The organism is Rhodobacteraceae bacterium M382 (assembly GCA_025141015.1).
In the GTDB taxonomy this organism is placed as follows: Bacteria; Pseudomonadota; Alphaproteobacteria; order Rhodobacterales; family Rhodobacteraceae; genus Aliisedimentitalea; species Aliisedimentitalea scapharcae.
Genome location: CP081098.1, coordinates 877,109 through 902,239, shown reverse-complemented (window position 1 = coordinate 902,239; position 25,131 = coordinate 877,109). Strand labels below are relative to the sequence as shown.

Here is a 25,131-nt window from a genome sequence, read left to right as displayed (position 1 = left end):
CCCCTTACACAAACATCTGCTGCAACAGACCTTTTTTGAAATCCTGCATCCGCTCAAGCTGCCCCGTCACAGCCGCGATTTTCGCATCCATCGCTTGCAGAGCCTTAGCGATTTTGGCTTGCTCGTCGGGGTGAGGGTATGGCAAGGGCATGTTCATAAGATCGCCAGAAGTAATGGCCATTCGGTCGTGCCGCGCACCGTAATTTGCAACGGACTTCATGTATTTGTGCCAAACTGTCGTTTCGAAGAAAAGGTTGAAGAACTCGGTGTTTTTTTCTTTGAATCGAAAGACGGTATAGAGCGGCGACATTACACCATCCCCCAAATTGTTACGCTTGATGGGACCAACTGGAGCGCTGACCGAAATTCTCGGATTGTAAACAAAGTCACCCTCTTTCAGCACGTAGTACCCAGCGAGGTTGTCGGCATTGGCAATATCTTTGTCGAAGTAGTCACCTTGATCAATGACCCCCTGAACAGCAGAGTTGGTAAGAACACGCATGTATTCGAGTTTGGCATTTTTCGCCGTGCTTCGTGTCGCCACATCCCCCAACCGCTTCTCTTCCCAATCGGGAAAGGCGGTGCCGTCGGGTTGGGTAAAGCGCAAGCGTTGGCTGAACAGCGCCTGCATCAGCCCGCGTTTATAGCGCTCCAACCCCGTCTCCCGCTCCCGCAGCGCTGCGATCTTGCCATCCACCACCCCCAAAAACGCCGCGATTTTCTTTTGTTCGGGGAGAGAAGGTAGTGAGATAAGTGTCTCTCTCAAGACCTTATTGGAACTATGCCGAACTGTCGTCCCACTTGCCGTGCTGAACATTCTGATATGAAATGCGTCCCTCAGCATGAACGCTTTGAGAAAACCCTTCTGAATTTTGTCCTCTATCGGATCAATGCGCACGATACGCTGATTCAACAGGACCTCTCCGTCCGCTGTTGTAAGCTCCAATGGCTTGCCAAGTAGTTCACAGGACGGTGTTAGGTCAGTAAGCAAAGCAAGCAAATCACCCTCAGCACACACGAACTTTCCGTCTACTGGTTCAGAGGTGAACTTTGTGTTCGAAGTCGAAAAGCTGCCAGCCCCTGTTTTTGTGAAGTTTTTTGGCGTGACGAGCTTGCGTCCGACTTCGCCAAAATAGTCGCTAGAGAATGCATAGCCGGACTGGAGCGAAACAGAACTACCAAGTTCACACTGTTTCCACGCGCCCTCAAACTCAGCAAACCTCAACACAGGTACACTCATACCGGCGCCTCAATGCCAAGCTCGGCACAGAACTCCGCAATTTGCGCGTCCAGATCCTCCATGCCCGCCGCATTTGCCTTCAGCTCAGCCGCGACCTCGGCCAGATCAATCGGTTCTTCGGCTTCAAACGTGTCCACATAGCGCGGGATGTTGAGGTTATAGTCATTCTCGGCCACCTCGGACAGCATTGCGCGGTGCGAAAACCGATCCTCGACCGCGCGGCCCCGGAATGTATCGACGATCTTGTTGATATCCTGAGTGCGCAGATAATTCTGGTTCTTGGCCTTTTCAAAACAGGTCGACGCATCGACGAACAGGATATCCTCGGGGTATTCGCGGCATTTCTTGAACACCAGAATGCAGGTGGGAATGGACGTGCCGTAAAACACATTCGCAGGCAGGCCAATCACCGCATCCAGCCAGTTGCGTTCCCTGATGATGTATTCGCGGATATGCCCCTCGGCCGCGCCGCGAAACAGCACCCCATGGGGCAGGATCACCGCCATGGTGCCGTTGTCATCCAACTGGTGCAGCATGTGCTGAACAAAGGCAAAATCCGCCTTGGACGCCGGGGCCAGCCGCCCGTATTGGCTGTACCGGTCATCGTTCAACAACAGCGGGTTGGCCGACCACTTGGCGCTGAACGGCGGGTTGGCGACCACAGCCTCGAACCGTTTGTCGACATGCTGGGGGTGTTCCAGCGTGTCTTCCTGTTGCAGGTCGAAATTGCGGTAATGCACCCCGTGCAGGATCATGTTCATGCGCGCAAGGTTATAGGTGGTGCGGTTCATTTCCTGTCCGTTGAAATCACCCACCGCGACCTCTTTGGCGACGCGCAACAACAGCGACCCGGACCCGCAGGTGGGGTCATAAACGTTCTTGATCCGGGTTTTGCCTGTGGTCACAATGCGCGCCAGAATGGTGGAAACCTCTTGCGGGGTATAAAACTCCCCCGCCTTTTTGCCCGCCCCGCTGGCGAATTGACCAATCAGGTATTCATAGGCATCGCCCAGCACGTCACTGTCCGCTTTGTCGAGCTCAAAGTCGATTTCATCCAGATGGGTCAGCACTTTGGCGATCAGGGTGTTCTTGGCTTCTTCCGTGCGGCCCAGCTTGTTGGACGTCAGATCCATGTCCGAGAACAGATCGTCAAAATCGTCCTCAGACTCCGTGCCCATGGTCGAACGCTCGACATTGTTCAGAATGCGCGCAAGGTCTTCGATGATAAAGTTGCCGGGCTTGCTGCCCCGTTTGGCAACGGCACCGAACAACTCAGACGGTTTGAGGTAGTAGCCCAACTCATCAATCGCCGCCTCGGCCACCGCGTCCGAAATCGCCTTACCGTCCACAGTCGCCTCATCAACGTCCGCGAAATCGATCCCATCCTCAGACAGGACAGAATTGGCATATATGTAGAGCCGCTCAGACAGGTACTTGTAGAAGATGAAGCCCAAAATGTAGTCGCGGAACTCATCCGCATTCATCTTGCCGCGCAAAGTGTTGGCGATGTCCCAGAGCTTTTGTTCCAGCTTCTTTTTTTGTTCGTCGGTCATTGCCTGTCGCTCTCAAGTTGAATTTGCCCATTGATGACGCAGAACGCGGGCTAGGGAAAGTCTCAACATGGCCTTGCGGCCTTTATCAACTCTGCCTGACGTTCAATGCCGACCGGACAATAGGCGCTTATGGTTGTGACAACATTGGAATGGCCGATGTTCTGAGAAAAAGCCTTGAAGGCCTCGCGGGTTGGGTAGGTGGTGTCGGCCCATTTCACCAAAGTTCTGCGAAACGCATGGGGTGTAAAGGGCGGCAGATCGGCCTGTACAAAAGCCTCCTTGATCACCGCCCGAATGGCGTTGGCATTTTTGTAGGTTACACGCTTTAGGCCGACCACTTTGAATTCACCATCAACCGGTTTGATCTCCGCAGGCGGAAACAGCGGATCGTCCGGCCCAAACAGCTTTTCCTGTTTTAGATAGCGCACCCACTGATCAAAACAGGCCTGATACGCGGCATCTACCGGCAAGAAGTAGGTTGTGAAGGTCTTGGCGTTCTTTGTCCTGACCTCCCGCGCATCCTGATACACGCACCCATCGATCACGTTGATATGCTTGAGCCGCAAAGAGGCAACCGCCCCGTCGCGCGCGCCAGTGAGCATCAGAAACGCAAACAGAGCCTTGTTGCGCAGTTCAACGTCTGAGGTCTCCGGCATAAAGTTGAAGGCGTGGCGGGCCATCTCCATAGATGGATAAGGTGTTTCTCGCGTTGCCCTCGCCACCCGCTGGCCTTTTGCATCCATGTTAAAATAATCCGCATCAGAATGACGGATACGACTCTTGTAGCCGGGCTGATCAGCCAGCCAAAAGATGAACGCTTTGTTTGCCGCTAGTACCGAAGCAATTGTCGACTTTGAAAGGGGCTTGCCAGTAACTTTGCTAATTTCGGAATTGATACGGTCGTGAAACTTGATCGGCTGTTCGATGTGAAACCGTTTGAAGTTCGCGTAGTTCGTGCTGGCCTCAAACCGCAAAATTGCTTCCGCCGCTTTGAGAACAGTTCCTGCGTCCTTCCGCTTCGCGGTCTTAAGATATTGCAAGTAACGGCGTTTGATCCGCTCATTTTCTTCGTTGAATTTCCTCATGGGGTTCCTCCTTAGAGATTGTGAAAGTTTGAGGGAGTGGAGGTGGTGTCACTTAGGGTTCGCTGTCTGCGTTGTTCGACAACTGGAACCGTTGAGCGAATTCCCCAAGCTGCGACTTGGAAATCATGCGGGTGCAAGTACACCCGCACTCAGAGCATTCCCCTTTCAACAAAGCCGTTTTGCCTTTGATAGGGGATACTATCGCAGCCATCCCGACAGGCCGTCGGGCACCTCCACACCCCGGACAGAAGAAATCATCCGGCCCAAGTGGACGCTTGGCAGCCTTGTACTTTCCCCGAAGATAGAAACGGATTGACTCGCCAGAAAGAAGGTACGGCTTGCGGGAACTCATGACTGGGAGGCCGTCTTTGATCCAACTGCGAATGGTCGCAGGTGTTTTGCCCAAAGCAGCCGCAGCTTCGTTTATGTCGTATGTGAGTGCTGCCTTGACCGCCATCGGGTTGGCGCGTTTACCCATTCTCCCGATCCTCAAAAAGCGCCCGAATGTGTTCGACTTTCCAAACTGTTGTGCGCGGCCCAAGCTTTTGCGGTTGCGGAAACCGCCCATCTTTGACGCCTTGCCACCATGTCGACTTTGAAACAGGAATTGGGCCCGCCGGAGCCAAAATTTGAGAAAGTCTCACGAACCCTGTAAGGGGGAAGTTGCCAGTATCAGACATTGTTCCATCTCGTTTGTTGAAGATGGATCAGGTCTAACTTGGTCGGGAGTGTAACTGGCGGAACTAGGTTTGGGCGAAACCGAATTAGGTTATTTTTCGACGTCTCGACCCAACAATTCCGCAGCTTCTTTGAGTTTCTGGCGAATGGTATCGTCACTGACTGGGAGCCCAAGCCGCTCCAAAATACCTTCCAACTCCGTAGGAAATGGGCTTCTTGAAGCGGCGTGATCATACCCATAGCCATCCAAAGCCATCGCGATCAGCATCTTGTACAAAGTTTGACGTTCGCGACTGGCAACCTCCTTTGGACCGCTGTCTTGAAGTGTACCTTCAAAACGCTCCAACTCTTGCTTGGTGAACCCCAACTCTGACAAAGCTGGCCAATCTCCAGACGGGTAGTATCCGCGCACGTCATGCATGCTTAATCGGTCGTCTGGAAACATGCTCTTTATGGATACACTATCGAAAGACTCCATTACCTGGAAAACGTGTCCATCGTCACTTTCAACAAAAAACCCATCTAAGGAAACCAGTTCCCCTCCGGTATTCGTCAAATGCGCTCTCAGATAGTCTTCCAATGCACCACATAGCTCTAGTCGCAAACGATGCGGGCCGTCCAAAATCGAAATACTCTTTCGACCTTCCAAAGGAAAAAAATCCTTGAACTCAACATTCACTGTCTTACCCTCCCCTCCCGAAGGCAGAATAGGTTTGTTCTCCTTGTCGAACGACAGTGGCAACGAACGAGTTTGATATACAACTTCTCGGGTAGAGACATGTCGCATAAACCAATGAAGGCAAATATGGCCGTCAAGCGCCAGCTCGAGAACCGCAGCTGAACTCACTTCTTCCTCAAGCGTTAGAGAAAGTCTCTCCGCAGCATCTTGAATAGAATACCACTGTTTAAGTTTATAGATCTTTTTCAAATCAATGCTCAGGTTGGTCTGAGACCATCCAACATCGTCGCCCACCAATCTGCAAGCCTTACACGTTCATCCCAATATTTCCCCCGATTGTATGCCTTGCGCACTTCATTGCGTTCGACATGTGCAAGCGCCGCTTCAATTGCATCAGGGTTCCACAGCCCGCTTTCATTCGCCAACGTGGAAAAACTAGCGCGAAACCCATGCGCGGTCATTTCGTCGCCGGAATACCCCATGCGGCGCAAGGCAGCGTTCAATGTGTTATCCGACATAGGCCGATGCCAAGAACGCAACGATGGAAAGAGATATTCAGCATCGCCTGAAATCTCCCGCAGCTCCGTCAAAAGTTCGGTGGCTTGGTTTGGCAACGGCACATTGTGATCGCGACGCATCTTCATTTTGGCCGCAGGGATAGACCAAACCTTAGCCTCGAAATCGACCTCCTGCCATTTCGCCTGTCGGATTTCGCCTGGCCTTTGGGCCAACATAGCCAACAGTTGCAGCGCAATCCGCGTGGTCGCTTGACCATCGAAACCGTCAATAGCAGTCATGAGTGCCCCAAGTTTCATTGGATCAGTGATTGCGGCGCGGTGTTTTCGGTTTGGACGTATCAGTGCATCTTTAAGCGCATATGTGGGATCGGTTTCGGCTAACCCGCTCGCTACGGCAAACCGAAAGACGGACCCAATCCGAGCACGCAACCGGTGAGCTGTCTCATAGTTGCCCTTAGCTTCGACTTTGCGAAGACACATCAGGATCATTGGCGCGGTGATTTCGGTGATGGGTTTTCGTCCAAAATTCGCGTTCGCGAGTTTCAAATGATAAATCGTTTTGTCGAGAGTGGCTTGGGTTTTGCCCTCTTTGCGTTGCTTCTCCAGAAACGAATCCCCAATCTTGGCGAACGTATGGCTTTGTGCTTCCTGGGTTTCGCGCTTGGCCTCCTGCTTCGCTTCGGACGGATCGGTGCCTTGAGCAATTTTGGCGCGGGCTTCCTCTTTCAGCTTTCGAGCCTGTGCAAGAGAGATGGCCGGATACGCACCCAGAGACAGTTTTTTCTCCTTGCCGTGCAGTCGATACTTCACATTCCAGAGCTTAGATCCGGAGGGGGTCACAAGAATGAAAAGCCCCTCAAAGTCGGAAACTTTGTAGGATTTGGCTTTGGGTTTTAGATTTCGAATCTGAACGTCACTGAGCGGCATCTGGGGGCCTCGCCATTTCACCAAAGTCACGAAGCCCCCAAAAAGCCCCCCAATCTGGGGGCATTCCACCAAACGCCCTAGGACGGCACCGGACAAAGAACATCGCCAAAACCCATGTATCACAGGGATTTTCGGATGTCTTTGGACTTTAATGAATTGGAAAGTGGTGCCCCCACACGGACTCGAACCGCGGACCTACTGATTACAAATCAGTTGCTCTACCAGCTGAGCTATAGGGGCACCTGATCCTACCGATCGTTGACCGGCTTGACGGATGCCGACCGATTACCGGGAATATTGCTTTGCTGCAAGATGGAATTTCACCCTGAAACCGGATTTTTCTGTCCAGCACCTTACCGCAACGCAAAGCTGTTTGACCCGGCCCCCTTATCGCGTTACCCAAATGAGGTAACGTTCATCAGGAATTGCCCGTAACCTCACAATGCAAGTCATTTTTCACAGCGGCGCCCATTCGACCAGCGAAGATCGCCTAATGAAATGCTTGTTGGTGAACCAGGACGCCTTTGGACAAACTGGAACCGTTGTACCTGGACCGGGTCGGTATCGGGACCTGATCAAATCCAGCTGCAAGGCTTTGGAAGCCGAGGATGCGGTTCCCTCGGAAGATGCGCGCGACATTCTGCTGGATGCCATTCTGGACGAAGAAGACGCGGATCGGGTCATCCTGTCTGTTCCCAATTTCTTCAGCAGCAAGAATTACTTATTGAACGAAGGTGCCCTCTACCCCCAAGCGGCAAAACGCATGGCACAGCTCAAACAGTTGTTCAGTTATGATCAGGTCGAACTGTTCATGGCAATCCGCAACCCTGCCACATTGCTTCCCAGCGTTTTACGCAAGGCACCGCCGCAGCGGATCCAACAGGCGTTGGAAGAGACTGATCTGCTGTCGCTGCGATGGTCTGACACCATTTCGGACATTCGCGCCCTGTCCGCAGATTTGCCCATCACAGTCTGGTGTTATGAGGATTCCCCCCTGATCTGGGCACAGATCATCCGCGATATGGGTGGTCTGGAACATGGGCAAAAGATCAACGGTGGCTTTGACCTGCTATCAACAATCATGTCCAAAGAGGGGATGAAACGGTTCCGGGGGTATCTGCATCAGAATCCGACCCTGACTGAAATGCAAAAACGCCGGGTCATTGCCGCTTTTCTGGACAAATTCGCGCTGGACGACGCGCTGGAAGAAGAGTTGGATCTGCCAGGGTGGACTGTCGAACTGGTCAGCGCCATGACAGACGCCTATGACGAAGATATATACACAATCCAAAGAATTCCGGGCGTCACCGTGATTGCCCCCTAGACAACAGATGGCGGGGCCGACTTGCAGAGGGTATCGACATCACAGGATCATCGGCACAGGGGGGGCGTTGGCATCCTTTTCAAGGGCACCCGTGCAAGGATGGCGGGCCGCGTCAGATCCTGGCTTGGGGCTGTTATGGGGCTGTGTCTGATCTGTGCCACCCCCTCGTACGCAAGCGCTGAACCCGTCACGATTTTTGCTGCGGCCAGCCTGAAACCGGCCTTGGATCAGATCGCCGCGCGGGCTGCGGAAAACCCTGATGGCGTGCAACTGCGGCTGTCTTATGCAGGCAGCTCGGCTCTGGCCCGTCAGATCCAATATGGCGCACCTGCTCAGCTGTTCATCTCGGCCAATTCGGACTGGATGGATGTGTTGGACCAACAGGGGCTTCTGAACCCGGGCAGCCGCGTAGATCTGCTTGGCAATCGTCTGGTCCTGATCGCTGCCCCCGGAATTTCCGGTGACAAACCTTTGGCAGCGACCCTGAGAGAGCTGCCAGACAACGCCCATCTGGCCATGGGTTTGCTCCGTGCAGTTCCAGCCGGGATTTATGGGCGCGAGGCATTGGAAACCCTGGACGTCTGGACCGACGTCCAACCCCACGTCGTACAAGGGGACAACGTACGGACTGCATTGCGATTGGTGGCATCGGGCGAAGCCGAATACGGCATCGTCTATGCCACAGACCCCGGTCCTGACGCCAAGGTCCAAGTGGTCGACGTTTTCCCAGACGACAGCCACACCCCGATCCGCTATCCGTTGGCCATGATTGGCGCCCCTACTCCGCTGACACAGCGGGTCTATGACTTCCTGCGCTCGGGCAGTGCCCGTGATGTGTTTCAGGCCCATGGATTTATCCCGTTGGAGCCAGAGCAATGACCGGCTGGCTCGGCCCCGAAGAATGGCAGGCCGTGGCTCTGTCGCTAAAGGTGGCAACCTGGTCCACCCTGCTCAGCCTGCCGTTTGGAACGTTGATTGCCTATGTGCTGGCACGACATCAGTTCCCCGGCAAACAGCTGCTCAATGGCCTGGTGCATTTGCCGCTGATCCTGCCCCCTGTCGTGACCGGTTACCTGCTGCTATTGGGTTTCGGGCGCACCGGACCAATTGGCAGCTGGCTTGAGCAGACATTCGGACTGATCCTTGCCTTTCGCTGGACCGGAGCGGTTCTGGCAGCGGCAATCATGGGATTTCCGCTGATGGTGCGGGCCATCCGGTTGGGGTTTGAATCCGTGGATCCCAAGCTGGAACAGGCCGCTGCCACATTGGGTGCCTCGCGTCTTTGGATCTTTGCAACCGTGACTCTGCCGTTGATCCTGCCCGCATTGATCGCGGGTGCTGTGTTGGGCTTTGCCAAAGCAATGGGAGAATTCGGCGCGACGATCACATTTGTCTCCAATATTCCCGGTCAAACCCAAACCCTGCCGTCGGCAATCTATACCTTTCTTCAGATACCCGGCGGTGAAAACTCGGCACTGCGGTTGGTTCTGATTTCTGTAGCAGTCGCGATGGGCGCGCTGGTAGCCTCCGAAGTATTCTCGCGCCGGGCGTCCCGGCGTACCAGAGGCACCCCAACATGAGCTTGTCTGTCGACATCACGCACCCGCTGGGAGATCTGACGCTGAAAACGGCGTTCACGGCACCTTCTGGGATCACCGCATTGTTCGGGCATTCGGGCAGCGGCAAATCGACTGTGATCAATGCGGTTGCGGGGTTATTGAGCCCCCGTCAGGGAACCATTGCCTGGAGTGGCGAGACCCTGCTGGACACGGCAAAGCGCGTGAATTGCCCTGTTCACAAACGCCGGTTCGGGTTGGTGTTTCAGGACGCGCGGCTTTTCCCACATCTGAACGTGCAGCGAAATTTGCTGTATGGCCAGCGGTTTGCCCGCCCTGACGGGCCTGCTGCAGGTTGGGCGCCGACCCTGGATGAGGTTGCCAATCTGCTGGGAATTTCGGACCTTTTGAACCGTCAAACGACCACCCTGTCCGGGGGCGAAAAACAACGGGTTGCGATTGGGCGGGCGCTGTTGTCACGGCCACGCATGTTATTGATGGATGAACCGCTGGCCGCGCTGGACAATGCCCGCAAAGAAGAAATCCTACCCTATCTGGAACGGCTACGCGACCACACGGGACTGCCGATCCTTTATGTGTCCCATTCGGTCGCCGAAGTGGCGCGGCTGGCGACTTCTGTTGTGGTGCTCGAAAACGGGCAGGTCGCCCGCGCGGGTCCAGCCGAAGAGGTCCTGTCGGACCCCCAGATGGTTCATCAATTCGGCCTGCGCGAGGCGGGCGCGGTGCTGCCCGCAACCATCGCGGCGCATCACGATGACGGTTTGACGGAGCTGACGGTTTCGGGCGGGCAACTGTTCCTGCCTCGCATGCAGGCTGATGTGCACAGCCGAACCCGCGTGCGCATTCTGGCCCAGGACATCCTGTTGTCCACTGAACGCCCGACCGGGACCTCTGCATTGAACATTCTGCCGGCAACCGTGGTCGCCCTGCGGTCAGGCCAGGGGCCCGGTACCATCGTTCAACTGTATTGCGGCCAGGACAGGCTGTTGGCGCGCATCACCCGCCGGTCAGCCGAAGCCATGGCATTGAAGCCGGGGTGTGCGATTTTTGCGGTCATCAAATCCGTGTCGATCGCCCGCACCGATGTCGGTGCAGGTTGACAGGGTCGGCGCAGCGGACAGGCTGTCCCGCCGCTGCACCGGTTTTCTGACTAGATTTGTGAGACCACCAGAGCCTGTTCCAGATCCGCAATCAGATCTGTTGCGTCTTCGAGTCCAACCGAGAATCGAACCAGACCCGGGGTGATCCCCAGTTCATCCTTCTGTTCGTCGCTCAGACGCTGGTGCGTGGTGGTCGCCGGGTGGGTTGCGATGGATTTCGCATCCCCCAGATTGTTCGAGATCACTGCCACATTCATCGCATTGAGGAACCGAAAGGCGGCGTCTTTGCCGCCCTTGATATCCAGCGACAGAACGGTGCCACCTTTGCCGCCCAACTGGGTCTGCACCAACGCATTCTGCGCGTGGGATTTCAGCCCCGGATACATCAACCGCTCCAACGCCGGGTTGCCTTCCAGTGCCTCGGCGATCTGCTGCGTCGCGGCGGCCTGGGCATTGACCCGCAGGGCGATGGTTTCCAGCCCCTTGAGCATAATCCAGGCGTTGAACGGGCTTAACGCGCCGCCAGTGTGTTTCAGATAGGGTTCGACAGTGCCGCGGATGAATTCCTTGGTGCCCAGGATCACCCCGCCCAATGCGCGTCCCTGCCCATCGATGTGTTTGGTTGCCGAATAGATCACCACATCGGCACCTTGTTCTATGGCGCGCGAAAACACAGGCGTCGAAAACACATTGTCCACAACGACACAGGCACCAACCGCATGGGCGATTTCGGCCACTCCGGCGATGTCGATCACTTCCAACGTGGGATTGGACATGGATTCAAAAAACACCGCTTTGGTGTCGGGGCGCACGGCCGCCCGCCACTGCTCCAGATCGGTGCCATCGACAAATGTGACCTCGACACCGAAATTGGCCAGAATGTTTTCCAGGATGTACAGGCAGGATCCGAACAGGGCCTTGGCCGATACCACATGATCACCAGCTTTGAGCAAAGAGGTCAGTGCACCGTTGACTGCCGCCATTCCCGACGCGGTGGCAAAGGCATCTTCGGCCCCTTCGAGCATCGCAATGCGATCTTCGAACATGGCCACGGTCGGATTGCCATACCGGGCATAGATGAATTCATCCGGCCCCGATTTCAGAAACCGCGCTTCGGCCTGTTCAGCATTCTCATAAACAAAGCCCTGGGTGAGAAAAATCGCCTCGCTCACCTCGTTATACTGGCTGCGACGGGTGCCGCCATGGACCATCTGGGTCCGCTTGTTCCAGGTCTCGCTCATCTCTTCGTCCTCCATGCGCGCGTGGCGCAACAAAAAACCCCCAATCGGCCAAGCGAAAGGGGGTCCCTCATCCTGACCTCTTTAGCGGGATTGTTTTACGTGGCCCGCAATCCGGTAACAAATCGCCACGATTCAGTGGGGTCGATTTACGCCGGTTGCGCCGTTGCGTCAAGTCGCCAGAGGTATGCAAAACGTTAAACACCCGTCACGGAGCCGTCACCCGACCTTCATCTCCACTTCATAGCGTCAAGCCAAAAGGAGATCACAGATTGCCGACAGGAACGGGGTCACCATGCCATTGATCCGCATCAATGCCCGCCGGGACATTCCATACCTTCATCAATCCAGCCAATCACTTTGGCCTCTGTTGCACCGGGCGAGCGCCACCCCTGGGCCCGTGATCGTCATGATACACGGGTTTCAGTATCAACCGGATCACCCCCGAAACTGCCCGCACAGGCATATCTTGTCCTTTGAGCCTCTGGCCGTGTCTAGAGCGCCGGTGAGTTGGCCTGTGCGCCTGGGCTTTGGGCAGGGCGCATCCGACGAAGGACTGGGCGTTGCATTCGGCTGGGACGCCTCCGGGGTGCTGTGGCAGGCCCAGCGCCGCGCCCGCCAGGCGGGGCGTGCGTTGGCGCAGGTGCTGGCTTACCTGCATCGCTGTTGCCCGACCAAACCGATCCATATTGTTGCCCATTCGATGGGTGTTGAACCGGCCTGCGCGGCCTTGCAACATCTGCCCGCAGGCTCGGTTCGCCGCATTCTGTCACTGACAGGGGCGTGTTATCAATCCGTCGCGCAGTCGGCCTTGGCAACCCCTGCCGGGCAAACCGCAGAATTCATCAATGTCACATCCCGCGAAAACGATCTGTTCGATTTTCTGTATGAACGTTTGATCACCCCGCCGCTGCGCGGGGATCGGGCGCTGGGGTCCGGGATCGATGCCTGCAATGCTGTTACTTTGCAGTTGGATTGTGCGGATACATTGGCCCATCTCGCCCGGATCGGTGCATCAATTGCACCGCCCACCCGCAGGATCTGTCATTGGTCGACCTATATGCGCCCCGGCGCGTTGACTTTCTATGGCGATCTGTTGCGCCATGCGCACCGCCTGCCTCTGGACCTGCTACACCGTGCGCCGCCACAGCATGATGTCACCCGCCGGTCACGCCATGTTGCACGTCCATCTCGGGTTGCCCCCTTGCCGTTCTCCCAGAAAACCGGATGATTGCCCCAAACAACATGGGGGACCGACACAGCATGCCCGAGCCAATCCAGCTCTACTATTGGCCAACGCCGAATGGATGGAAGGTTTCCATCGCGCTTCACGAAATGGGTCTGCCCCATGAGACAACCCTCATCAATATCGGCAAAGGCGATCAATTCGCGCCCGATTTCCTGATCATTTCACCCAACAACCGGATGCCTGCCATTGTTGATCCAGACGGGCCAGACGGCGCGCCGGTCTCGCTGTTCGAAAGCGGTGCCATCCTACAGTATCTGGCGCGCAAGACTGGTCGGTTCTATGGCGAAACCGAACGCGCCCGACTACGGACTGATCAATGGTTGATGTGGCAGATGGGCGGAGTCGGACCGATGGCTGGCCAATGCCATCACTTCTTGAAGTATGCGCCCGATCCCCTGCCCTACGCCCAGACCCGCTATCGTGACGAAGTTACGCGGCTCTACGGCGTGCTGGACAGGCAGCTGGCTGGAAACGAGTTTGTAACCGGTCCCGAATACACCATAGCCGATATGGCGATCTGGCCCTGGGCCTCGCTGTGGGAAGGGCAACAGCAAACGCTGGACGACAAACCGAACCTGGCCCGCTGGCTGCGCACAGTCTGGAATCGCCCCGCCACCCGCGCGGGCCGTGCCCTGCACGCTGATCTGCGCGGTGACCGATCCGATACATGGGTCCAGGCTGATCTCTTTGGGTCCACGGCTTGAGACTGGCACTGACCGCAGTGCGCCGCAGGCGCGCTGCCACGCCCAACGCTTTGTGGGCACGCAGTGCCCGTCAAAGGGGCGGGAGCACCCCGTTGCCCTTTGACGGAAGCATGCTCAGCCTTCTTCTTCGTCCAACCCGTAGGTCTGAAAGATGCTGCCTTGTGTCATAAAGAACAGGAACACCGCCGCCGACAGCCCAAAAGTCTTGAAATACACCCAGATTTCCGTGGTCTGCGTGCGCCAGATCGCTTCGTTCAAGACCGCCAACGCCAGAAAAAACCCGCACAGACGTCGGGTCAGGATCATCCAGCCTTCCTGCTCCAGCGGCAGCATCTCTTCCATTGCGAACTTCAAATAGCTCTGTCCACGCAACAACCCGATACCCAGAACCCCGCCGAACAGCAGGTAAATCAATGTCGGCTTCATCTTGAAAAACCGGTCATCATTGAACCAGACCGACAACCCGCCAAACACCACCACCAGCACCAGTGTCACAATCTGCATCTTGGACAGTTTGCCGGTCAGCTTCCACAATGCCAGCGTTGACAAAATCATCAGCGGCACAAATCCGGCCGTGGCCAGAATGAATCCGTCATAGTCTGCACCACCAATGGTGAACACCTGATCCTTCAGCTTTACATAGGCCGCAAAGAACAGAACCACCGGGCCCAATTCCAGCGCCATCTTCAGTTTGCCGTTGATCTTCTTGTCACTCACATCGGTACCTTTCGTCATCCGCCCACCTCCACTATCACGGCCCCCGCAGCGATCAAAGCCATCAGCGCAATTCGGCGCGGCCCCACGGTCTCCTTGAGCACCAGCCAGCCGATCAAGGCCGCAAACACGGTCGAGGTTTCGCGCAGCACAGCCGCCTCCCCGACCTTGTCCAGCCGCGTGGCCAGCATGATCGCGCCAAAGGAACAGAACGCAATCAGCCCGCCAAAGAACCCTTTGACCATCAACGGCCCAGGTGCTGGACGATCCGCCATCCCACGCCACCGCAGCAGCGACACGATCGGAAAGGTGCAGCCATCAATCATGAAAAACCAGGCAAGAAAGGTGAACGGATCTGCCGTCGCCCGGATGCCATAGGCGTCATATGTCGTGTACATGGCCACCAGGATGCCGGTCATCCCCGCCAGCACCAACGCCACGCCCAACGTATCCCGCTCCGTTTCAAGGAACCGGTAATTGTAATAGGCCAATCCAAAAATTCCGCTTAGCAGCGTGGCCACGCCCAGCCATTGAACCAGGTTAAAGGCTTCGCCAAACAACAGATATGCCCCGATCACCGTGAACAGCGGCCCGCTGCCCCGCACCACCGGATAGACCACCGTGTAGGACCCTTTGGTATAGGCCCAGGCCTGCAAGGTCTTGTAAACGATGTGAATGGCCCAGGCGGCCGCAAAGATGCCCCACATATGCGGTTCCGGCCAGGGGACGACAAACAGGGCAAAGGGTGCTGCCATGATGCAATAGGAAAAATCAATTGCTCCGCGTGACAACCAGGGATCGTGACGCCCCTTTTGCAGGGCCCCAAACACCGCATGCAGAAACGCGGCCATAATCGCCAGGCCCAGCGCCACCTGATGACCGGCCTCGGTGCCTTCAAGAGAGATCAGCCAGTCGCTCAAAGTGTGGGCTTTCAATTGGGTGGAGAGCACCAAAGGCAACCTGCCCCCAGCGCTCGGTGGTGTTTAGACCCGCCAGAGGGCTTCTCTTACGTGTCGAGCCCAGTCAGCGCGGCGGCGAACTCTTCGGGGTCAAACGGGGCCAGATCGTCGATTTGTTCCCCCACACCAATGGCGTGAATCGGCAGCCCGAACTTGTCCGCCAGCGCCACCAGAACGCCGCCTTTGGCTGTCCCGTCGAGCTTTGTCATCACCAAACCCGAAACATCGGAGATCTTGCGAAAGACATCGACCTGGTTCAACGCGTTCTGACCAGTCGTGGCATCCAACACCAACAGGGTGTTATGTGGCGCGGTTTCGTCCTTTTTGCGGATCACTCGGACGATCTTGGCCAGTTCTTCCATCAGGTCTGACCGGTTTTGCAAACGGCCGGCGGTATCAATCATCAACAGATCCGCCCCCTCTTCCTGTGCGCGGGTCATGGCGTCAAAGGCCAACGAGGCCGGATCAGACCCTTCTGGCGCAGTCAGCACCGGCACACCGGCACGCTCGCCCCATACCTGCAACTGCTCGACCGCAGCGGCGCGAAAGGTATCCCCGGCAGCGATGACCACCTTTTTTCCCGCACCTTTGAACTGGCTGGCCAGCTTGCCAATGGTTGTTGTCTTGCCTGACCCATTGACCCCCACCACAAGCACCACCTGCGGGCGTTTTGAATAAATCGGCATCGGTTTGGCCACCGGCTCCATCACCCGGGCGATTTCCTGAGCCATCAGTTCCTTGATTTCGGTTGCCGACAGACGTTTTCCGACGCGGCCTTCGGCCATATTGGACGTAATACGCAGCGCGGTATCCACGCCCATGTCCGACGCAATCAGCAGCTCTTCGAGCTGCTCGAGCATGTCATCATCCAACACCCGACGCGGCTCATCCGTGGTGCCACGTCCCAACAGGCGCCCCAGAAAACCAGGCTTGGCCTCAGCTGGTGGTGGTGATGTGGGAGCAGGAGATGCAGGTGTCACAGGTCCGGGCGTCGGTGCCGGGGTGGCAACGGGAAGCGGGTCAGGCTGTAACTGTGCCGCGCCGGGCGCGGGACGCTCTTCCAGAACCGGGGCAGCATCCCTGACGTCCCGGGTGGGCTCGGGCACGGTCGGCGCGGATGCAGGTGCCGGATCTGCCAGGTCGCTGGCAGGGGCGGCGGTTTCGCCTCCCTCTTCCACAATTGCGTCCAGACCCTGTTCCAGTTTCGACGAGGATTTGAACAGCCGGTCCTTGAGCTTTGAGAAAAACGCCATTTCGATCTCCGCAGCGGTTTCATTCCACCTAATGCGGATCGGCACCAGTTGCAAAGCACCTCAGGCAAATGCGGCGAAAAATCCGACCTGTGCCCCCCAATATAGCGGCCAGACCACATAAGGCGTCCACCGTCGCATCCTGTGGTCGTCATTCAGCACAAAGGTTTCCACCGCCAGCACCATGTCGGACACCATAAAACTGACTGCCGCAGGTACTGCCCAGATCAAACTTCCCTGCCCCGGCAGCGTAAGCGCCGACACGGCCATGGCCAGAATGATCGGAATATAGGCCAAAACCGCAGGCACGATCGGCCCCGCCCTTGAAGCCAGCACTTTGGCCATCCCACCCCCGACAAGGGCCAACATCACGACAACCGCCCCACCGGCCAACGTCATGAGGCGTGTCGGGTCAGACAGCGGATGCGTCAAAAACAACTCCACATAGACCAGATGACCCAAAGCAAATGCCCCAACCCCCGCCATAAAAGCACGTTCGCCATCACGCGACAGGCAATAGTCGCCCACTGCACAAAGTCCCAAGGCCGCCACCAACACCCCCGGCGCGCCCGCGGTCCATGCCGCCAGAGCCAACGCCGCGACGCAGAGCGTTTTGATCGTGCTGCGCAGGACACTGGGCGGGCGGGCTGTCAGAAACAGATACCCCACGCCCGCAGCGGCAGAGATGACGAACATCAGGCTCTGATCCATGGTCTGAAACATAAAGGCCCCGTTGCATTGAGATGCAAAGGCATTGCCTGTTAACCGGCCTTGGGTCAAATATGACCCTGCGCAAAGGCCTGTGAAAGGATCTTGATGTTCTGGTTTTCCCTTGCCTCCCTGTCTCCGTTGGCGCTGTTGATCTGTGCCTGCCTATGGGCAGGGATCTGGCCGGGAGTGGCCCTGGCCTACATGACCCTCTGTGTCTATGCGCTGGACCGGTTGGGACGCAGGAAGTTGCCGGTACAGCGGGATGCGCAGACAATGCACCGGGCTGATCTGCTGTCGGTGACATTGGCGCTTGGGCATCTAGGGCTGCTGCCTGCCCTGGTGATTGCGATCCCACAGATGCCAATGTTGCAGGCGGTCCTGACCGGGGCCGCGGCGGGCCTGTTCATGGGGCAGGTTTCGCACCCCAACGCGCACGAACTGATACACCGCCCCGCGCGTGGGTTGAGACGGTTAGGAGCGATTGTCTATACCTCGATGTTGATCGGGCACCATGTGTCGGCGCATATGCTGGTGCATCACGTGCACGTTGGCACGGAACGAGATCCCAATTCCGCCGATCTTGGTCTGGGGTTCTACAGCTTCTGGCCCCGGGCCTGGCTCGGGTCCTTGCGGGCCGGGTGGCAGGCTGAAACGTCGCGGCGGCTGAAGCGGACCGATTCAGGCGGAATGCACCCATATTTCGGATATCTCGCCGGTGCAGGCGCGCTGATCCTTTTGGCCACAGCGCTGTCCGGGTTGGGCGGGGTTCTGGTTCTGCTGGCCATCTGCACCTATGCCCAGGCCCAGATCTTTCTGGCCGACTATGTCCAGCACTATGGGTTGAGGCGTCAGACATACGATCAGAGACTGGAGCCAACTGGGCCACAGCATTCCTGGAATGCGCCTCATTGGTATTCCTCGGCGCTGATGCTGAATGCACCGCGGCATTCAGATCATCATATGCACCCCGGACGCCCCTATCCGGCGTTGGAACTCACCAAGGACATGCCGACACTGCCCCGCCCGGTGCCGCTGATGGCAGTTATCGCGCTGTTCCCACCATTGTGGCGGCGAATCATGGACCCGCGTGTTGCTCTGCTGCGCCAGCGCGCTGCGCCTGACAGCTCAAACCCAACGCTGCACACGCGACAGTGACTGTGCAACCGCCGCCTGATCTGGCACAGTCGGCCCATGCGTATGTCACCGCTTTTGTTCACTCTGTTTGGGCTGCTGCCCGCAAGCCTCCTGGCCGACTCCCCGATCGGAGCCGAGGAGTTTGACAAATACACACGCGGCAAGACCCTTTTCTACGGTTTTGACGGTGAACCCTATGGAGTCGAACGCTATCTTCCCGGTCGTCGGGTGATCTGGTCATTTCTGGACGGCGATTGCCTGGAGGGGAGCTGGTATCAGGACTCTGACCAGATCTGCTTCCTCTACGAAGATCGGTCAGATCCGCAATGCTGGCACTTTGAGCTGGGCGATCAGGGCCTGACCGCCAGACTGCAAGGCGACGCGACCTCAACCGATCTGTATGAAGGCAATGAAATCAACGCCGAAATGATCTGCCATGGACCCGAAGTCGGCGTCTGATCCCGGAATGGCGACAAACCCCGACACAGATAAGGCGCATTCACTGATACCCGGACCTGCCAGCCATCGCCTAAAACAGAGAGCCCTGATCGTCTGGGGGTGATTGGGGTTTTGTCCGAGAGGCCGACCGGGGCGCGGGTGCAGGGTCTGCCGAGGCGCTTCCCACCTTTGCCCCGCCCACATCCAGACGCCCATCTGCGAATTCGATTTCAAATTCTGTCGCACCCGCGGCCTGAGCCCGCGTGGTCACAACTGCCCCTTCTGCCCGGACCACCGCATATCCCCGTGCCAACGTGGCCTTGTAGCTCAGGATTTCGCGTTGGCGGTCGACGGCAATCAGACGGTCCTGCCAACGGGTCAGTTGATTGTGTCCAACCAGGGCCAGCCTCTGGGTCAGCCGGGTCAGCCGATCCCCTTGGCGATCCAAATCCTGCCTCAAACGTTGTGGTTGCAGACGGGCACCCCAGGCGGTCACCCGATCATGGCGCTGTGTCATTGCGCGCTCCAGGGCAGGTAGCAACCGGTTGACGCGATCTTCCAAGCGTTCGTGATCACGCCGCAGCCGGCTCCGCAAGACCTCGCTGCGCAATGGTGCGGCCGCTTCGCTGAGACGCAACTCCCGATTCTGCACGCCCCGGATCAGCGCATTCGGCAGACGTTCTTCGGCCTGATCTAACCTCTGGCGCGGCGAGTCCAACAGGCTGTCGGCTCGCGGCATGGCGCGACTGAGATCGGCCAGCCGCTGGCTGCGCTGGCTGATCGCCTGCGTCGCCGCGCGGGTCAGGCGTGCGCCCATGTCATCACTCCAGGCCAATAGGTCCATCCGCACCGGCACCGCCAGTTCTGCAGCCGCCGTGGGTGTCGGTGCCCGTTGATCCGAAACAAAGTCGATCAGAGTGGTGTCGGTTTCATGTCCCACCGCCGAGATGAGCGGAATTTGGGAGGCTGCTGCTGCCCGGGCGACGATCTCTTCGTTGAACCCCCACAGATCCTCGATTGAACCACCACCGCGCGCGACGATAATCAGATCCGGCCGGGGCAGCGCCCCACCCGGTGTCAGCTGGTTGAATCCATTGATGGCACGGGCCACTTCGGGCGCGCAATTGGCCCCCTGCACGGCCACAGGCCAAATCAGAACTTTGCGAGGGAACCGATCGCGCAGCCGGTGCAGAATGTCCCGGATCACAGCCCCCGATGGCGAGGTCACCACACCGATGATATCCGGCAGGAAGGGCAACGCTTGCTTGCGTTCGGCGGCAAACAACCCCTCGGTCTCAAGCTGCTTCTTGCGCTTTTCCAAAAGCGCCATCAACGCGCCCTGACCGGCAACGGCGACTTCATCCACATTCAGATTGTATTTTGATTGCGCCCCAAAGGCGGTGAGTCGCCCGGTCACGACGACTTCAAGGCCCTCTTCGGGAACGACCGACAGATTCGCCACTTGCCCTTTCCATGTGGTGCAGGCCAGCACGCTACGATCGTCCTTGATGTCGTAATAGAGATGTCCCGAGCGCGCCTTGAACACACGACCGACCTCGCCACGCACCCGAACCCGGCCAAATGTACCTTCCAGCGTGCGTTTCACCTCGCCCGAGATCTCCGAAACGGTGAATTCAGGCATGTTTTGGCCCGGCACGGGCTCGTCAAACAGGTCGGACAATTGGGCGCTCCCTCGAAATGGCGCGGGTTCTTGTTCTATGCGTCGCATCAGCATAGAACGCGCGTCAAGCAAGGCCAAGCAGATCGGAGTATGCGCGAATGAATATCCTTATCCTCGGAAGCGGTGGACGTGAACATGCTCTGGCTTGGGCCGTCATGCAGAACCCCAAATGTGACAAACTGATCGTATGCCCCGGAAATGCCGGGATCGAACAGATCGCGGAATGTGCATCGTTTGACATCATGGATGGCGGTGCAGTTGCCAGCTTTGCCGAAGAGAATGCCATTGATTTTGTCATCGTCGGCCCCGAAGCGCCTCTGGCCGTCGGTGTCGCAGATCGCCTGCGCGAAGCCGGTGTGCTGGTCTTTGGCCCGTCCGAGGCCGCCGCGCGCCTGGAAGCGTCCAAGAGCTTTACCAAGGAAATCTGTGACGTCTCGAACGCGCCAACCGCTGGCTACGGCCATTTTTCCGATGCCGAGGCCGCTAAGACCCATATCCGCGCCAACGGTGCCCCAATCGTGGTCAAGGCCGACGGGCTGGCAGCCGGTAAGGGCGTGATCGTTGCCATGGACGAAGCCACAGCGCTGGACGCCATCGACGACATGTTCGGTGGCAGCTTTGGCGGTGCCGGGGCCGAAGTCGTAATCGAGGAATTCATGGAGGGTGAAGAGGCATCGCTCTTTGTTCTGGTAGACGGTGAAGACGTTCTGCCGATTGGCTCGGCCCAGGACCATAAACGCGTCGGTGAAGGCGACACCGGTCTGAACACCGGCGGGATGGGGGCCTATTCTCCCGCCCCGGTTCTGTCGGCTGAGATCGAAGCCAAGGCGATGGACGAAATCGTCAAACCAACGATGAAGGCGATGGCAGAGCGCGGCATGCCCTATCAAGGGGTGCTGTATGCCGGCCTGATGATCAAGGACGGCCAGCCGCGTCTGGTGGAATACAATGTGCGTTTTGGCGATCCGGAATGTCAGGTGCTGATGATGCGTCTCGGAGCACAGGCACTGGACCTGATGCATGCGGCAGCCGAAGGCCGGCTGACAGAGGCGCAGGTGAATTGGGGCGACGATCACGCGATCACCATCGTGATGGCGGCGAATGGCTATCCCGGGTCCTACGAAAAAGGCACCGAGATCAAAGCACTGGAGACCCAGCCTGAGGATAGCCACAATATGGTGTTTCACGCCGGAACCAAGGCACAGGACGGCAAGATTGTCGCCACGGGTGGCCGGGTTCTGAATGTCACAGCCAGAGGTGAGTCATTGCAAGAGGCCCGCGACCGCGCTTATGCGATGGTCGAGTCCATCGACTGGCCCGGCGGGTTCTTCCGTCGCGATATCGGCTGGCGCGCACTCTGAAACCCTGCCTAGGGTCCAGACCAAAGACCAAAGGGCTCCCGCGCCCTGATCCTGCATCACAGATGCAGGATCATAGGCCTTGGGCCTGGCAGCGCGCCGCAGGCCCGCTGCCGTCACAGTTCACGCGGCCGAAAACGTCACCGTCAAGCGGCCTAGCACCGCGCGCCAGCGCGCGGTGCTAGGCCCAACGCTTTGTCCGGTCTTTCGTCAGAAAGACAGGGCAAAGGGACGGGAGCACATCGAGTGCCGGGTGTCGGTGCGGATCAACACCCGGACATCACCAAGCTGGAAGGCCTTTTCTTTTTGCAGTGAACGGGTAACATCGGGCTGTCGAGTTCCCTATGATGTCACGCCCAAACACTATCACTACAACCGATCATCGGCTTGGCGAGGTGCTACAGCTGATTCAAACCAGCTTTGCTTATATGGATGGCAGGATCGACCCGCCCTCTTCCATGCATCGCTTGTCCGAAGATGCCCTGCTCCAGCAATGCCAGATGGGTGAAGTCTGGGTCATCGGGGACCCTGTCGCCGCCTGCGTCTTTCTCACTCCGAAATCCGATCACCTGTATCTTGGCAAGCTCGCTGTCGCCAAAGAGTCCCGCGGGTTGGGTTTGGCGCGGGTCATGGTGGACCTCGCCTGTGACCGTGCCAGAGCGCTTGGTTTCAACAGGGTCGAGCTGCAATCCCGGATCGAATTGGTTGAAAACCATGCCGCCTTTGCCCGCATGGGGTTCATTCAGACCGGTGTCACCTCTCATCCCGGGTACGACAGGCCAACATCCCTGACCATGCGCCACATGGTTTCGTGCGAAACGACCTGATCGTCCGACCAAGGAAACATCCTCCCAAAAAGCGCTCCCGCCCGGCCTTGACGCCTGCGGCGTCGCGCCCCGTTGGGCCTGGCACCGCGCCCGCGCAGCGCGGTGCGGTTGCAGCCCGTCAGTTAGCGCTTTACATCAAGGAGCAGGGTGCAAAACTATGCGTGTCGCGGGACGACCTCTGTTCCCGCCACCATCATACGGAGATCGCAATGACCCGCTCACCAGAGCCAAGCGAACTTGACCGGGCTTATGGATCCGGAGATCTGCAGGAGCTGGCCTTTGACTATGCGCCCATTGGGCTGGTGGTGACCGAAAACCGGGTGATCCGTGAAACCAATCTACGATTTCGTGAGATGTTCCAGTATTCACAGGACGAGCTACTGAACCAGTTGTTTGTCTTTCTGTACCCCAGCGAGGCCGAATTTCTGAATGTGCGCCATCGCGGAGACGACACATTGGGACGCGGCAACCTGTATTGGGACGAACGGGTCATGCGACGCAAGGACGGCGACCTGTTCTGGGTTCGGGTGCGCGGTCACAGCTTTACCCCCGATGATCCACTGGCCCGTGCCGTCTGGAGTTTTGCCGATCTCTCTGCTCTCCGCCCGTATCAGCCATTGACCCGGCGCGAGCGGGAAGTGTTCTCTCTCCTTTCCGAAGGTAAGACCTCCAAGGAAATTGCCCGCGACCTGGAGCTCAGCTATCGCACTGTCGAGGTCTATCGCGCCAAGCTGCTCAAGAAATTCAGCGCCAGCAACACGGCAGCGCTGTTTTCGTCGCTCGGTCAGATCGAAGGAGAGCACGTGGTGCGCGTTGCCGGCTGAGCCGCCGGTAACAGACGTTAAAAACCGGAGTGAGCGAATTGGAGCAGGTCATAGAACGTTGATGGCTGCAAAGACAAACGAACGGCAACCCTGCTGCTTGGCAAAATTGGGCCGGCACACAACGCTCAGGAACAGGTCAATGCCTGATCGACGCTTGCGCGCCCCTCATATGGCCCCAGCGCTGTGGTCCGGATCTGACCGCCCTGCAACCGGGACACCATGACCCTGTCCCAACCGGCATCAACGGTGACCATCTCGGGTCCCTGCCCACAGTCACGAATGCCCGACGTAATGAAATCCTGCCCGATCCTGTGGTTGGTCAGACCCGGCTGGTCGGCCACCGGCTCCAGCTTTCCATCCCGGAACCGCCAAACCCTCAGGGTCTTGGCCAGGTGCGGACGATCAACATAGGCAATTTCGACGTATCCGTCTCTGTCGAGATCAGCAGCGCCAACAGGAGCAAGCCAGCGGTTTCTGCGGCCGATATAGGGCGTGGCTGCGATGAGCTTCAGCTGGGCATCATCGCCGCCACCGCCGTAAATGGCGATCTGCGCCCCTTTGTCCACATGACTGCGAATTGTGATTATTTCGGCCGTGCCGTCACCATCCAAATCGACCAACCGCGGTGCCAAATCTTCGAAAACATGCTGCTTGTCCAACCGGACGCTTTTGGTCCCGCATGCGGTGGCATGTTCTGCGCTGGTATAAACCTCCAGCCGGGAATATTCGATGGCATCCCCTAGAACGCCATGCGGGTACAGCGTGGTTTCCTCGCCATACCAGGCCGCAGAAATCTGTTGCCCCGGGCAGGTTTCGAACTGGCGGCCCGAACACGCTGGTAAGCGCACAAACGATCCGTCCCCGGCCAGATCAGAAGGTGGTTTCTGACAGGCCGCGACGACACCGACCCCGGCCAACCACAGTGCCGCCGCCAACCACGCGCGGCGGGTGCATCGAGACCAGTGGCGCGACAGAAAACGCCGCGCTTTGGTCCCGGATCGCATCAGATCTGTTTTTCCGGCATATGCACGACCAGACCGTCCAGCCCATCAGTCACCTTGACCTGACAGGTCAGGCGCGACCGTGCGGCGTCTGGTTCATAGGCAAAGTCCAGCATGTCTTCTTCCATGTCGTCCTTGGCCGGCAGTTTTTCCACCCAGGCAGGGTCCACATAGACGTGGCATGTCGAACAGGCACAGGCACCCCCGCAATCGGCTTCAATGCCCGGAATATTGTTGTCGCGTGCGCCTTCCATCACGGTCAGCCCATTGGCCACGTCAACAACATGCTCGGTGCCGTTGTGTTCGATATAGGTAATCTTTGCCATCGTCGGTATTCTCCCCTCTCGGTACTCGCGCAACTG

26 protein-coding genes, 1 tRNA gene and 1 riboswitch are annotated in these 25,131 nt (G+C 57.7%); of the genes, 11 read left to right on the top strand and 16 right to left on the bottom strand.

Annotated elements, in window-relative coordinates; all coding sequences use genetic code 11:
- Positions 1-4 precede the first annotated feature (4 nt).
- The 8 genes from K3727_04030 to K3727_03995 form a co-directional block, all read right to left on the bottom strand.
- Positions 5-1,240, bottom strand: a complete 1,236-nt coding sequence (locus tag K3727_04030) for a restriction endonuclease subunit S (GenBank protein UWQ91977.1) — start codon at positions 1,238-1,240, stop codon at positions 5-7.
- Positions 1,237-2,793 carry a type I restriction-modification system subunit M gene (locus K3727_04025; GenBank protein UWQ91976.1) on the bottom strand — a complete coding sequence of 519 codons (1,557 nt, stop codon included), beginning with the start codon at positions 2,791-2,793 and terminating at the stop codon, positions 1,237-1,239. The genes K3727_04030 and K3727_04025 overlap by 4 nt, the downstream gene beginning before the upstream one ends.
- Positions 2,794-2,855: 62 nt before the next feature.
- Positions 2,856-3,878 (bottom strand): site-specific integrase, encoded by a 1,023-nt coding sequence (locus K3727_04020; GenBank protein ID UWQ91975.1) that lies wholly within the window; start codon positions 3,876-3,878, stop codon positions 2,856-2,858.
- Between the two features lie 52 nt (positions 3,879-3,930).
- The gene (locus K3727_04015; protein ID UWQ91974.1) at positions 3,931-4,356 is read right to left on the bottom strand and encodes a helix-turn-helix domain-containing protein; all 426 of its coding nucleotides are present in this window, start codon (positions 4,354-4,356) and stop codon (positions 3,931-3,933) included.
- The gene (locus tag K3727_04010; protein ID UWQ91973.1) at positions 4,349-4,558 is read right to left on the bottom strand and encodes an AlpA family phage regulatory protein; all 210 of its coding nucleotides are present in this window, start codon (positions 4,556-4,558) and stop codon (positions 4,349-4,351) included. The genes K3727_04015 and K3727_04010 overlap by 8 nt, the downstream gene beginning before the upstream one ends.
- An 89-nt stretch (positions 4,559-4,647) precedes the next feature.
- Positions 4,648-5,529 carry a hypothetical protein gene (locus K3727_04005; protein UWQ91972.1) on the bottom strand — a complete coding sequence of 294 codons (882 nt, stop codon included), beginning with the start codon at positions 5,527-5,529 and terminating at the stop codon, positions 4,648-4,650.
- Positions 5,493-6,680 (bottom strand): tyrosine-type recombinase/integrase, encoded by a 1,188-nt coding sequence (locus K3727_04000; GenBank protein ID UWQ91971.1) that lies wholly within the window; start codon positions 6,678-6,680, stop codon positions 5,493-5,495. Before K3727_04000 ends, K3727_04005 begins: the two co-directional genes overlap by 37 nt.
- A gap of 164 nt (positions 6,681-6,844) precedes the next feature.
- Positions 6,845-6,920 (bottom strand) — tRNA-Thr (locus tag K3727_03995).
- Positions 6,921-7,122: 202 nt separating this feature from the next.
- On the opposite strand from K3727_03995, the gene K3727_03990 reads away from it, so the two are divergent.
- The 4 genes from K3727_03990 to modC all read left to right on the top strand — a co-directional run bounded on the left by K3727_03990 (position 7,123) and on the right by modC (position 10,681).
- The gene (locus K3727_03990) at positions 7,123-8,004 is read left to right on the top strand and encodes a hypothetical protein (protein ID UWQ91970.1); all 882 of its coding nucleotides are present in this window, start codon (positions 7,123-7,125) and stop codon (positions 8,002-8,004) included.
- A gap of 135 nt (positions 8,005-8,139) precedes the next feature.
- Positions 8,140-8,883 carry a molybdate ABC transporter substrate-binding protein gene (modA, locus tag K3727_03985; GenBank protein ID UWQ93265.1) on the top strand — a complete coding sequence of 248 codons (744 nt, stop codon included), beginning with the start codon at positions 8,140-8,142 and terminating at the stop codon, positions 8,881-8,883.
- Entirely contained in the window at positions 8,880-9,584 is a 705-nt protein-coding gene (gene modB, locus K3727_03980; GenBank protein UWQ91969.1) for a molybdate ABC transporter permease subunit, read from the top strand. Before modA ends, modB begins: the two co-directional genes overlap by 4 nt.
- On the top strand, positions 9,581-10,681 hold the full coding sequence (gene modC, locus K3727_03975) for a molybdenum ABC transporter ATP-binding protein (GenBank protein UWQ91968.1): 1,101 nt from the start codon (positions 9,581-9,583) through the stop codon (positions 10,679-10,681). The genes modB and modC overlap by 4 nt, the downstream gene beginning before the upstream one ends.
- Positions 10,682-10,731: 50 nt before the next feature.
- Here the strand turns inward: modC and metZ are convergent, their stop codons facing one another.
- Complete coding sequence (metZ, locus tag K3727_03970) at positions 10,732-11,922, bottom strand: O-succinylhomoserine sulfhydrylase (GenBank protein ID UWQ91967.1); 1,191 nt, start codon at positions 11,920-11,922, stop codon at positions 10,732-10,734.
- A gap of 60 nt (positions 11,923-11,982) precedes the next feature.
- Positions 11,983-12,061: riboswitch (SAM riboswitch) on the bottom strand.
- 153 nt (positions 12,062-12,214) lie between these two features.
- Here metZ and K3727_03965 point away from each other — a divergent pair.
- Positions 12,215-13,150, top strand: coding sequence for an alpha/beta hydrolase (locus tag K3727_03965; protein UWQ91966.1), 936 nt, complete (start codon positions 12,215-12,217; stop codon positions 13,148-13,150).
- A 32-nt stretch (positions 13,151-13,182) separates the two neighbouring features.
- Positions 13,183-13,872, top strand: coding sequence for a glutathione S-transferase N-terminal domain-containing protein (locus K3727_03960; GenBank protein UWQ91965.1), 690 nt, complete (start codon positions 13,183-13,185; stop codon positions 13,870-13,872).
- Between the two features lie 114 nt (positions 13,873-13,986).
- On the opposite strand, the gene K3727_03955 is transcribed toward K3727_03960, so the two are convergent.
- From K3727_03955 to K3727_03940, 4 genes are all read right to left on the bottom strand, one after another.
- Positions 13,987-14,607, bottom strand: coding sequence for a septation protein IspZ (locus K3727_03955; protein UWQ91964.1), 621 nt, complete (start codon positions 14,605-14,607; stop codon positions 13,987-13,989).
- The gene (locus K3727_03950) at positions 14,604-15,506 is read right to left on the bottom strand and encodes a DMT family transporter (protein UWQ91963.1); all 903 of its coding nucleotides are present in this window, start codon (positions 15,504-15,506) and stop codon (positions 14,604-14,606) included. Before K3727_03950 ends, K3727_03955 begins: the two co-directional genes overlap by 4 nt.
- Before the next feature lie 86 nt (positions 15,507-15,592).
- Positions 15,593-16,798, bottom strand: a complete 1,206-nt coding sequence (gene ftsY, locus K3727_03945; protein ID UWQ91962.1) for a signal recognition particle-docking protein FtsY — start codon at positions 16,796-16,798, stop codon at positions 15,593-15,595.
- A 60-nt stretch (positions 16,799-16,858) separates the two neighbouring features.
- On the bottom strand, positions 16,859-17,506 hold the full coding sequence (locus K3727_03940) for a lysoplasmalogenase (protein UWQ93264.1): 648 nt from the start codon (positions 17,504-17,506) through the stop codon (positions 16,859-16,861).
- A gap of 105 nt (positions 17,507-17,611) precedes the next feature.
- On the opposite strand from K3727_03940, the gene K3727_03935 reads away from it, so the two are divergent.
- Both K3727_03935 and K3727_03930 read left to right on the top strand, forming a co-directional pair.
- Positions 17,612-18,661 carry an alkane 1-monooxygenase gene (locus tag K3727_03935; GenBank protein UWQ91961.1) on the top strand — a complete coding sequence of 350 codons (1,050 nt, stop codon included), beginning with the start codon at positions 17,612-17,614 and terminating at the stop codon, positions 18,659-18,661.
- Positions 18,662-18,697: 36 nt separating this feature from the next.
- Positions 18,698-19,099, top strand: a complete 402-nt coding sequence (locus K3727_03930) for a hypothetical protein (protein ID UWQ91960.1) — start codon at positions 18,698-18,700, stop codon at positions 19,097-19,099.
- Positions 19,100-19,169: 70 nt separating this feature from the next.
- On the opposite strand, the gene xseA is transcribed toward K3727_03930, so the two are convergent.
- A complete protein-coding gene (xseA, locus tag K3727_03925) occupies positions 19,170-20,759 on the bottom strand; it encodes an exodeoxyribonuclease VII large subunit (GenBank protein ID UWQ91959.1) in 1,590 nt (529 codons plus the stop codon).
- A gap of 98 nt (positions 20,760-20,857) precedes the next feature.
- Here xseA and purD point away from each other — a divergent pair, with 98 nt between their 5' ends.
- From purD to K3727_03910, 3 genes are all read left to right on the top strand, one after another.
- The gene (gene purD, locus K3727_03920; protein ID UWQ91958.1) at positions 20,858-22,120 is read left to right on the top strand and encodes a phosphoribosylamine--glycine ligase; all 1,263 of its coding nucleotides are present in this window, start codon (positions 20,858-20,860) and stop codon (positions 22,118-22,120) included.
- Positions 22,121-22,461: 341 nt separating this feature from the next.
- On the top strand, positions 22,462-22,944 hold the full coding sequence (locus tag K3727_03915; protein ID UWQ91957.1) for a GNAT family N-acetyltransferase: 483 nt from the start codon (positions 22,462-22,464) through the stop codon (positions 22,942-22,944).
- 209 nt (positions 22,945-23,153) lie between these two features.
- Entirely contained in the window at positions 23,154-23,768 is a 615-nt protein-coding gene (locus tag K3727_03910) for a LuxR C-terminal-related transcriptional regulator (protein UWQ91956.1), read from the top strand.
- A gap of 125 nt (positions 23,769-23,893) precedes the next feature.
- Here K3727_03910 and K3727_03905 read toward each other — a convergent pair whose 3' ends face one another.
- Together K3727_03905 and K3727_03900 are read right to left on the bottom strand one after the other, a co-directional pair.
- Positions 23,894-24,772, bottom strand: a complete 879-nt coding sequence (locus K3727_03905; GenBank protein ID UWQ91955.1) for a VCBS repeat-containing protein — start codon at positions 24,770-24,772, stop codon at positions 23,894-23,896.
- Positions 24,772-25,095 (bottom strand): 2Fe-2S iron-sulfur cluster binding domain-containing protein, encoded by a 324-nt coding sequence (locus K3727_03900; GenBank protein UWQ91954.1) that lies wholly within the window; start codon positions 25,093-25,095, stop codon positions 24,772-24,774. The genes K3727_03905 and K3727_03900 overlap by 1 nt, the downstream gene beginning before the upstream one ends.
- Between the last annotated feature and the right edge of the window lie 36 nt (positions 25,096-25,131).

Bases quoted from the DNA above. Each gene is read 5' to 3' on its own strand.
- purD (UWQ91958.1), top strand. From the start codon at position 20,858: ATGAATATCCTTATCCTCGGAAGCGGTGGACGTGAACATGCTCTGGCT.
- K3727_03900 (UWQ91954.1), bottom strand. From the start codon at position 25,095: ATGGCAAAGATTACCTATATCGAACACAACGGCACCGAGCATGTTGTT.
- modB (UWQ91969.1), top strand. From the start codon at position 8,880: ATGACCGGCTGGCTCGGCCCCGAAGAATGGCAGGCCGTGGCTCTGTCG.
- metZ (UWQ91967.1), bottom strand. From the start codon at position 11,922: ATGAGCGAGACCTGGAACAAGCGGACCCAGATGGTCCATGGCGGCACC.
- K3727_03990 (UWQ91970.1), top strand. From the start codon at position 7,123: ATGCAAGTCATTTTTCACAGCGGCGCCCATTCGACCAGCGAAGATCGC.
- K3727_04030 (UWQ91977.1), bottom strand. From the start codon at position 1,240: ATGAGTGTACCTGTGTTGAGGTTTGCTGAGTTTGAGGGCGCGTGGAAA.
- K3727_04025 (UWQ91976.1), bottom strand. From the start codon at position 2,793: ATGACCGACGAACAAAAAAAGAAGCTGGAACAAAAGCTCTGGGACATC.
- K3727_04015 (UWQ91974.1), bottom strand. From the start codon at position 4,356: ATGGGTAAACGCGCCAACCCGATGGCGGTCAAGGCAGCACTCACATAC.
- K3727_04010 (UWQ91973.1), bottom strand. From the start codon at position 4,558: ATGTCTGATACTGGCAACTTCCCCCTTACAGGGTTCGTGAGACTTTCT.
- K3727_03935 (UWQ91961.1), top strand. From the start codon at position 17,612: ATGTTCTGGTTTTCCCTTGCCTCCCTGTCTCCGTTGGCGCTGTTGATC.
- K3727_03940 (UWQ93264.1), bottom strand. From the start codon at position 17,506: ATGGATCAGAGCCTGATGTTCGTCATCTCTGCCGCTGCGGGCGTGGGG.
- K3727_03910 (UWQ91956.1), top strand. From the start codon at position 23,154: ATGACCCGCTCACCAGAGCCAAGCGAACTTGACCGGGCTTATGGATCC.
- modA (UWQ93265.1), top strand. From the start codon at position 8,140: ATGGGGCTGTGTCTGATCTGTGCCACCCCCTCGTACGCAAGCGCTGAA.
- K3727_03965 (UWQ91966.1), top strand. From the start codon at position 12,215: ATGCCATTGATCCGCATCAATGCCCGCCGGGACATTCCATACCTTCAT.
- ftsY (UWQ91962.1), bottom strand. From the start codon at position 16,798: ATGGCGTTTTTCTCAAAGCTCAAGGACCGGCTGTTCAAATCCTCGTCG.
- K3727_04020 (UWQ91975.1), bottom strand. From the start codon at position 3,878: ATGAGGAAATTCAACGAAGAAAATGAGCGGATCAAACGCCGTTACTTG.
- K3727_03960 (UWQ91965.1), top strand. From the start codon at position 13,183: ATGCCCGAGCCAATCCAGCTCTACTATTGGCCAACGCCGAATGGATGG.
- K3727_03955 (UWQ91964.1), bottom strand. From the start codon at position 14,607: ATGACGAAAGGTACCGATGTGAGTGACAAGAAGATCAACGGCAAACTG.
- K3727_03905 (UWQ91955.1), bottom strand. From the start codon at position 24,772: ATGCGATCCGGGACCAAAGCGCGGCGTTTTCTGTCGCGCCACTGGTCT.
- K3727_04000 (UWQ91971.1), bottom strand. From the start codon at position 6,680: ATGCCGCTCAGTGACGTTCAGATTCGAAATCTAAAACCCAAAGCCAAA.
- K3727_03915 (UWQ91957.1), top strand. From the start codon at position 22,462: ATGATGTCACGCCCAAACACTATCACTACAACCGATCATCGGCTTGGC.
- K3727_03930 (UWQ91960.1), top strand. From the start codon at position 18,698: ATGCGTATGTCACCGCTTTTGTTCACTCTGTTTGGGCTGCTGCCCGCA.
- modC (UWQ91968.1), top strand. From the start codon at position 9,581: ATGAGCTTGTCTGTCGACATCACGCACCCGCTGGGAGATCTGACGCTG.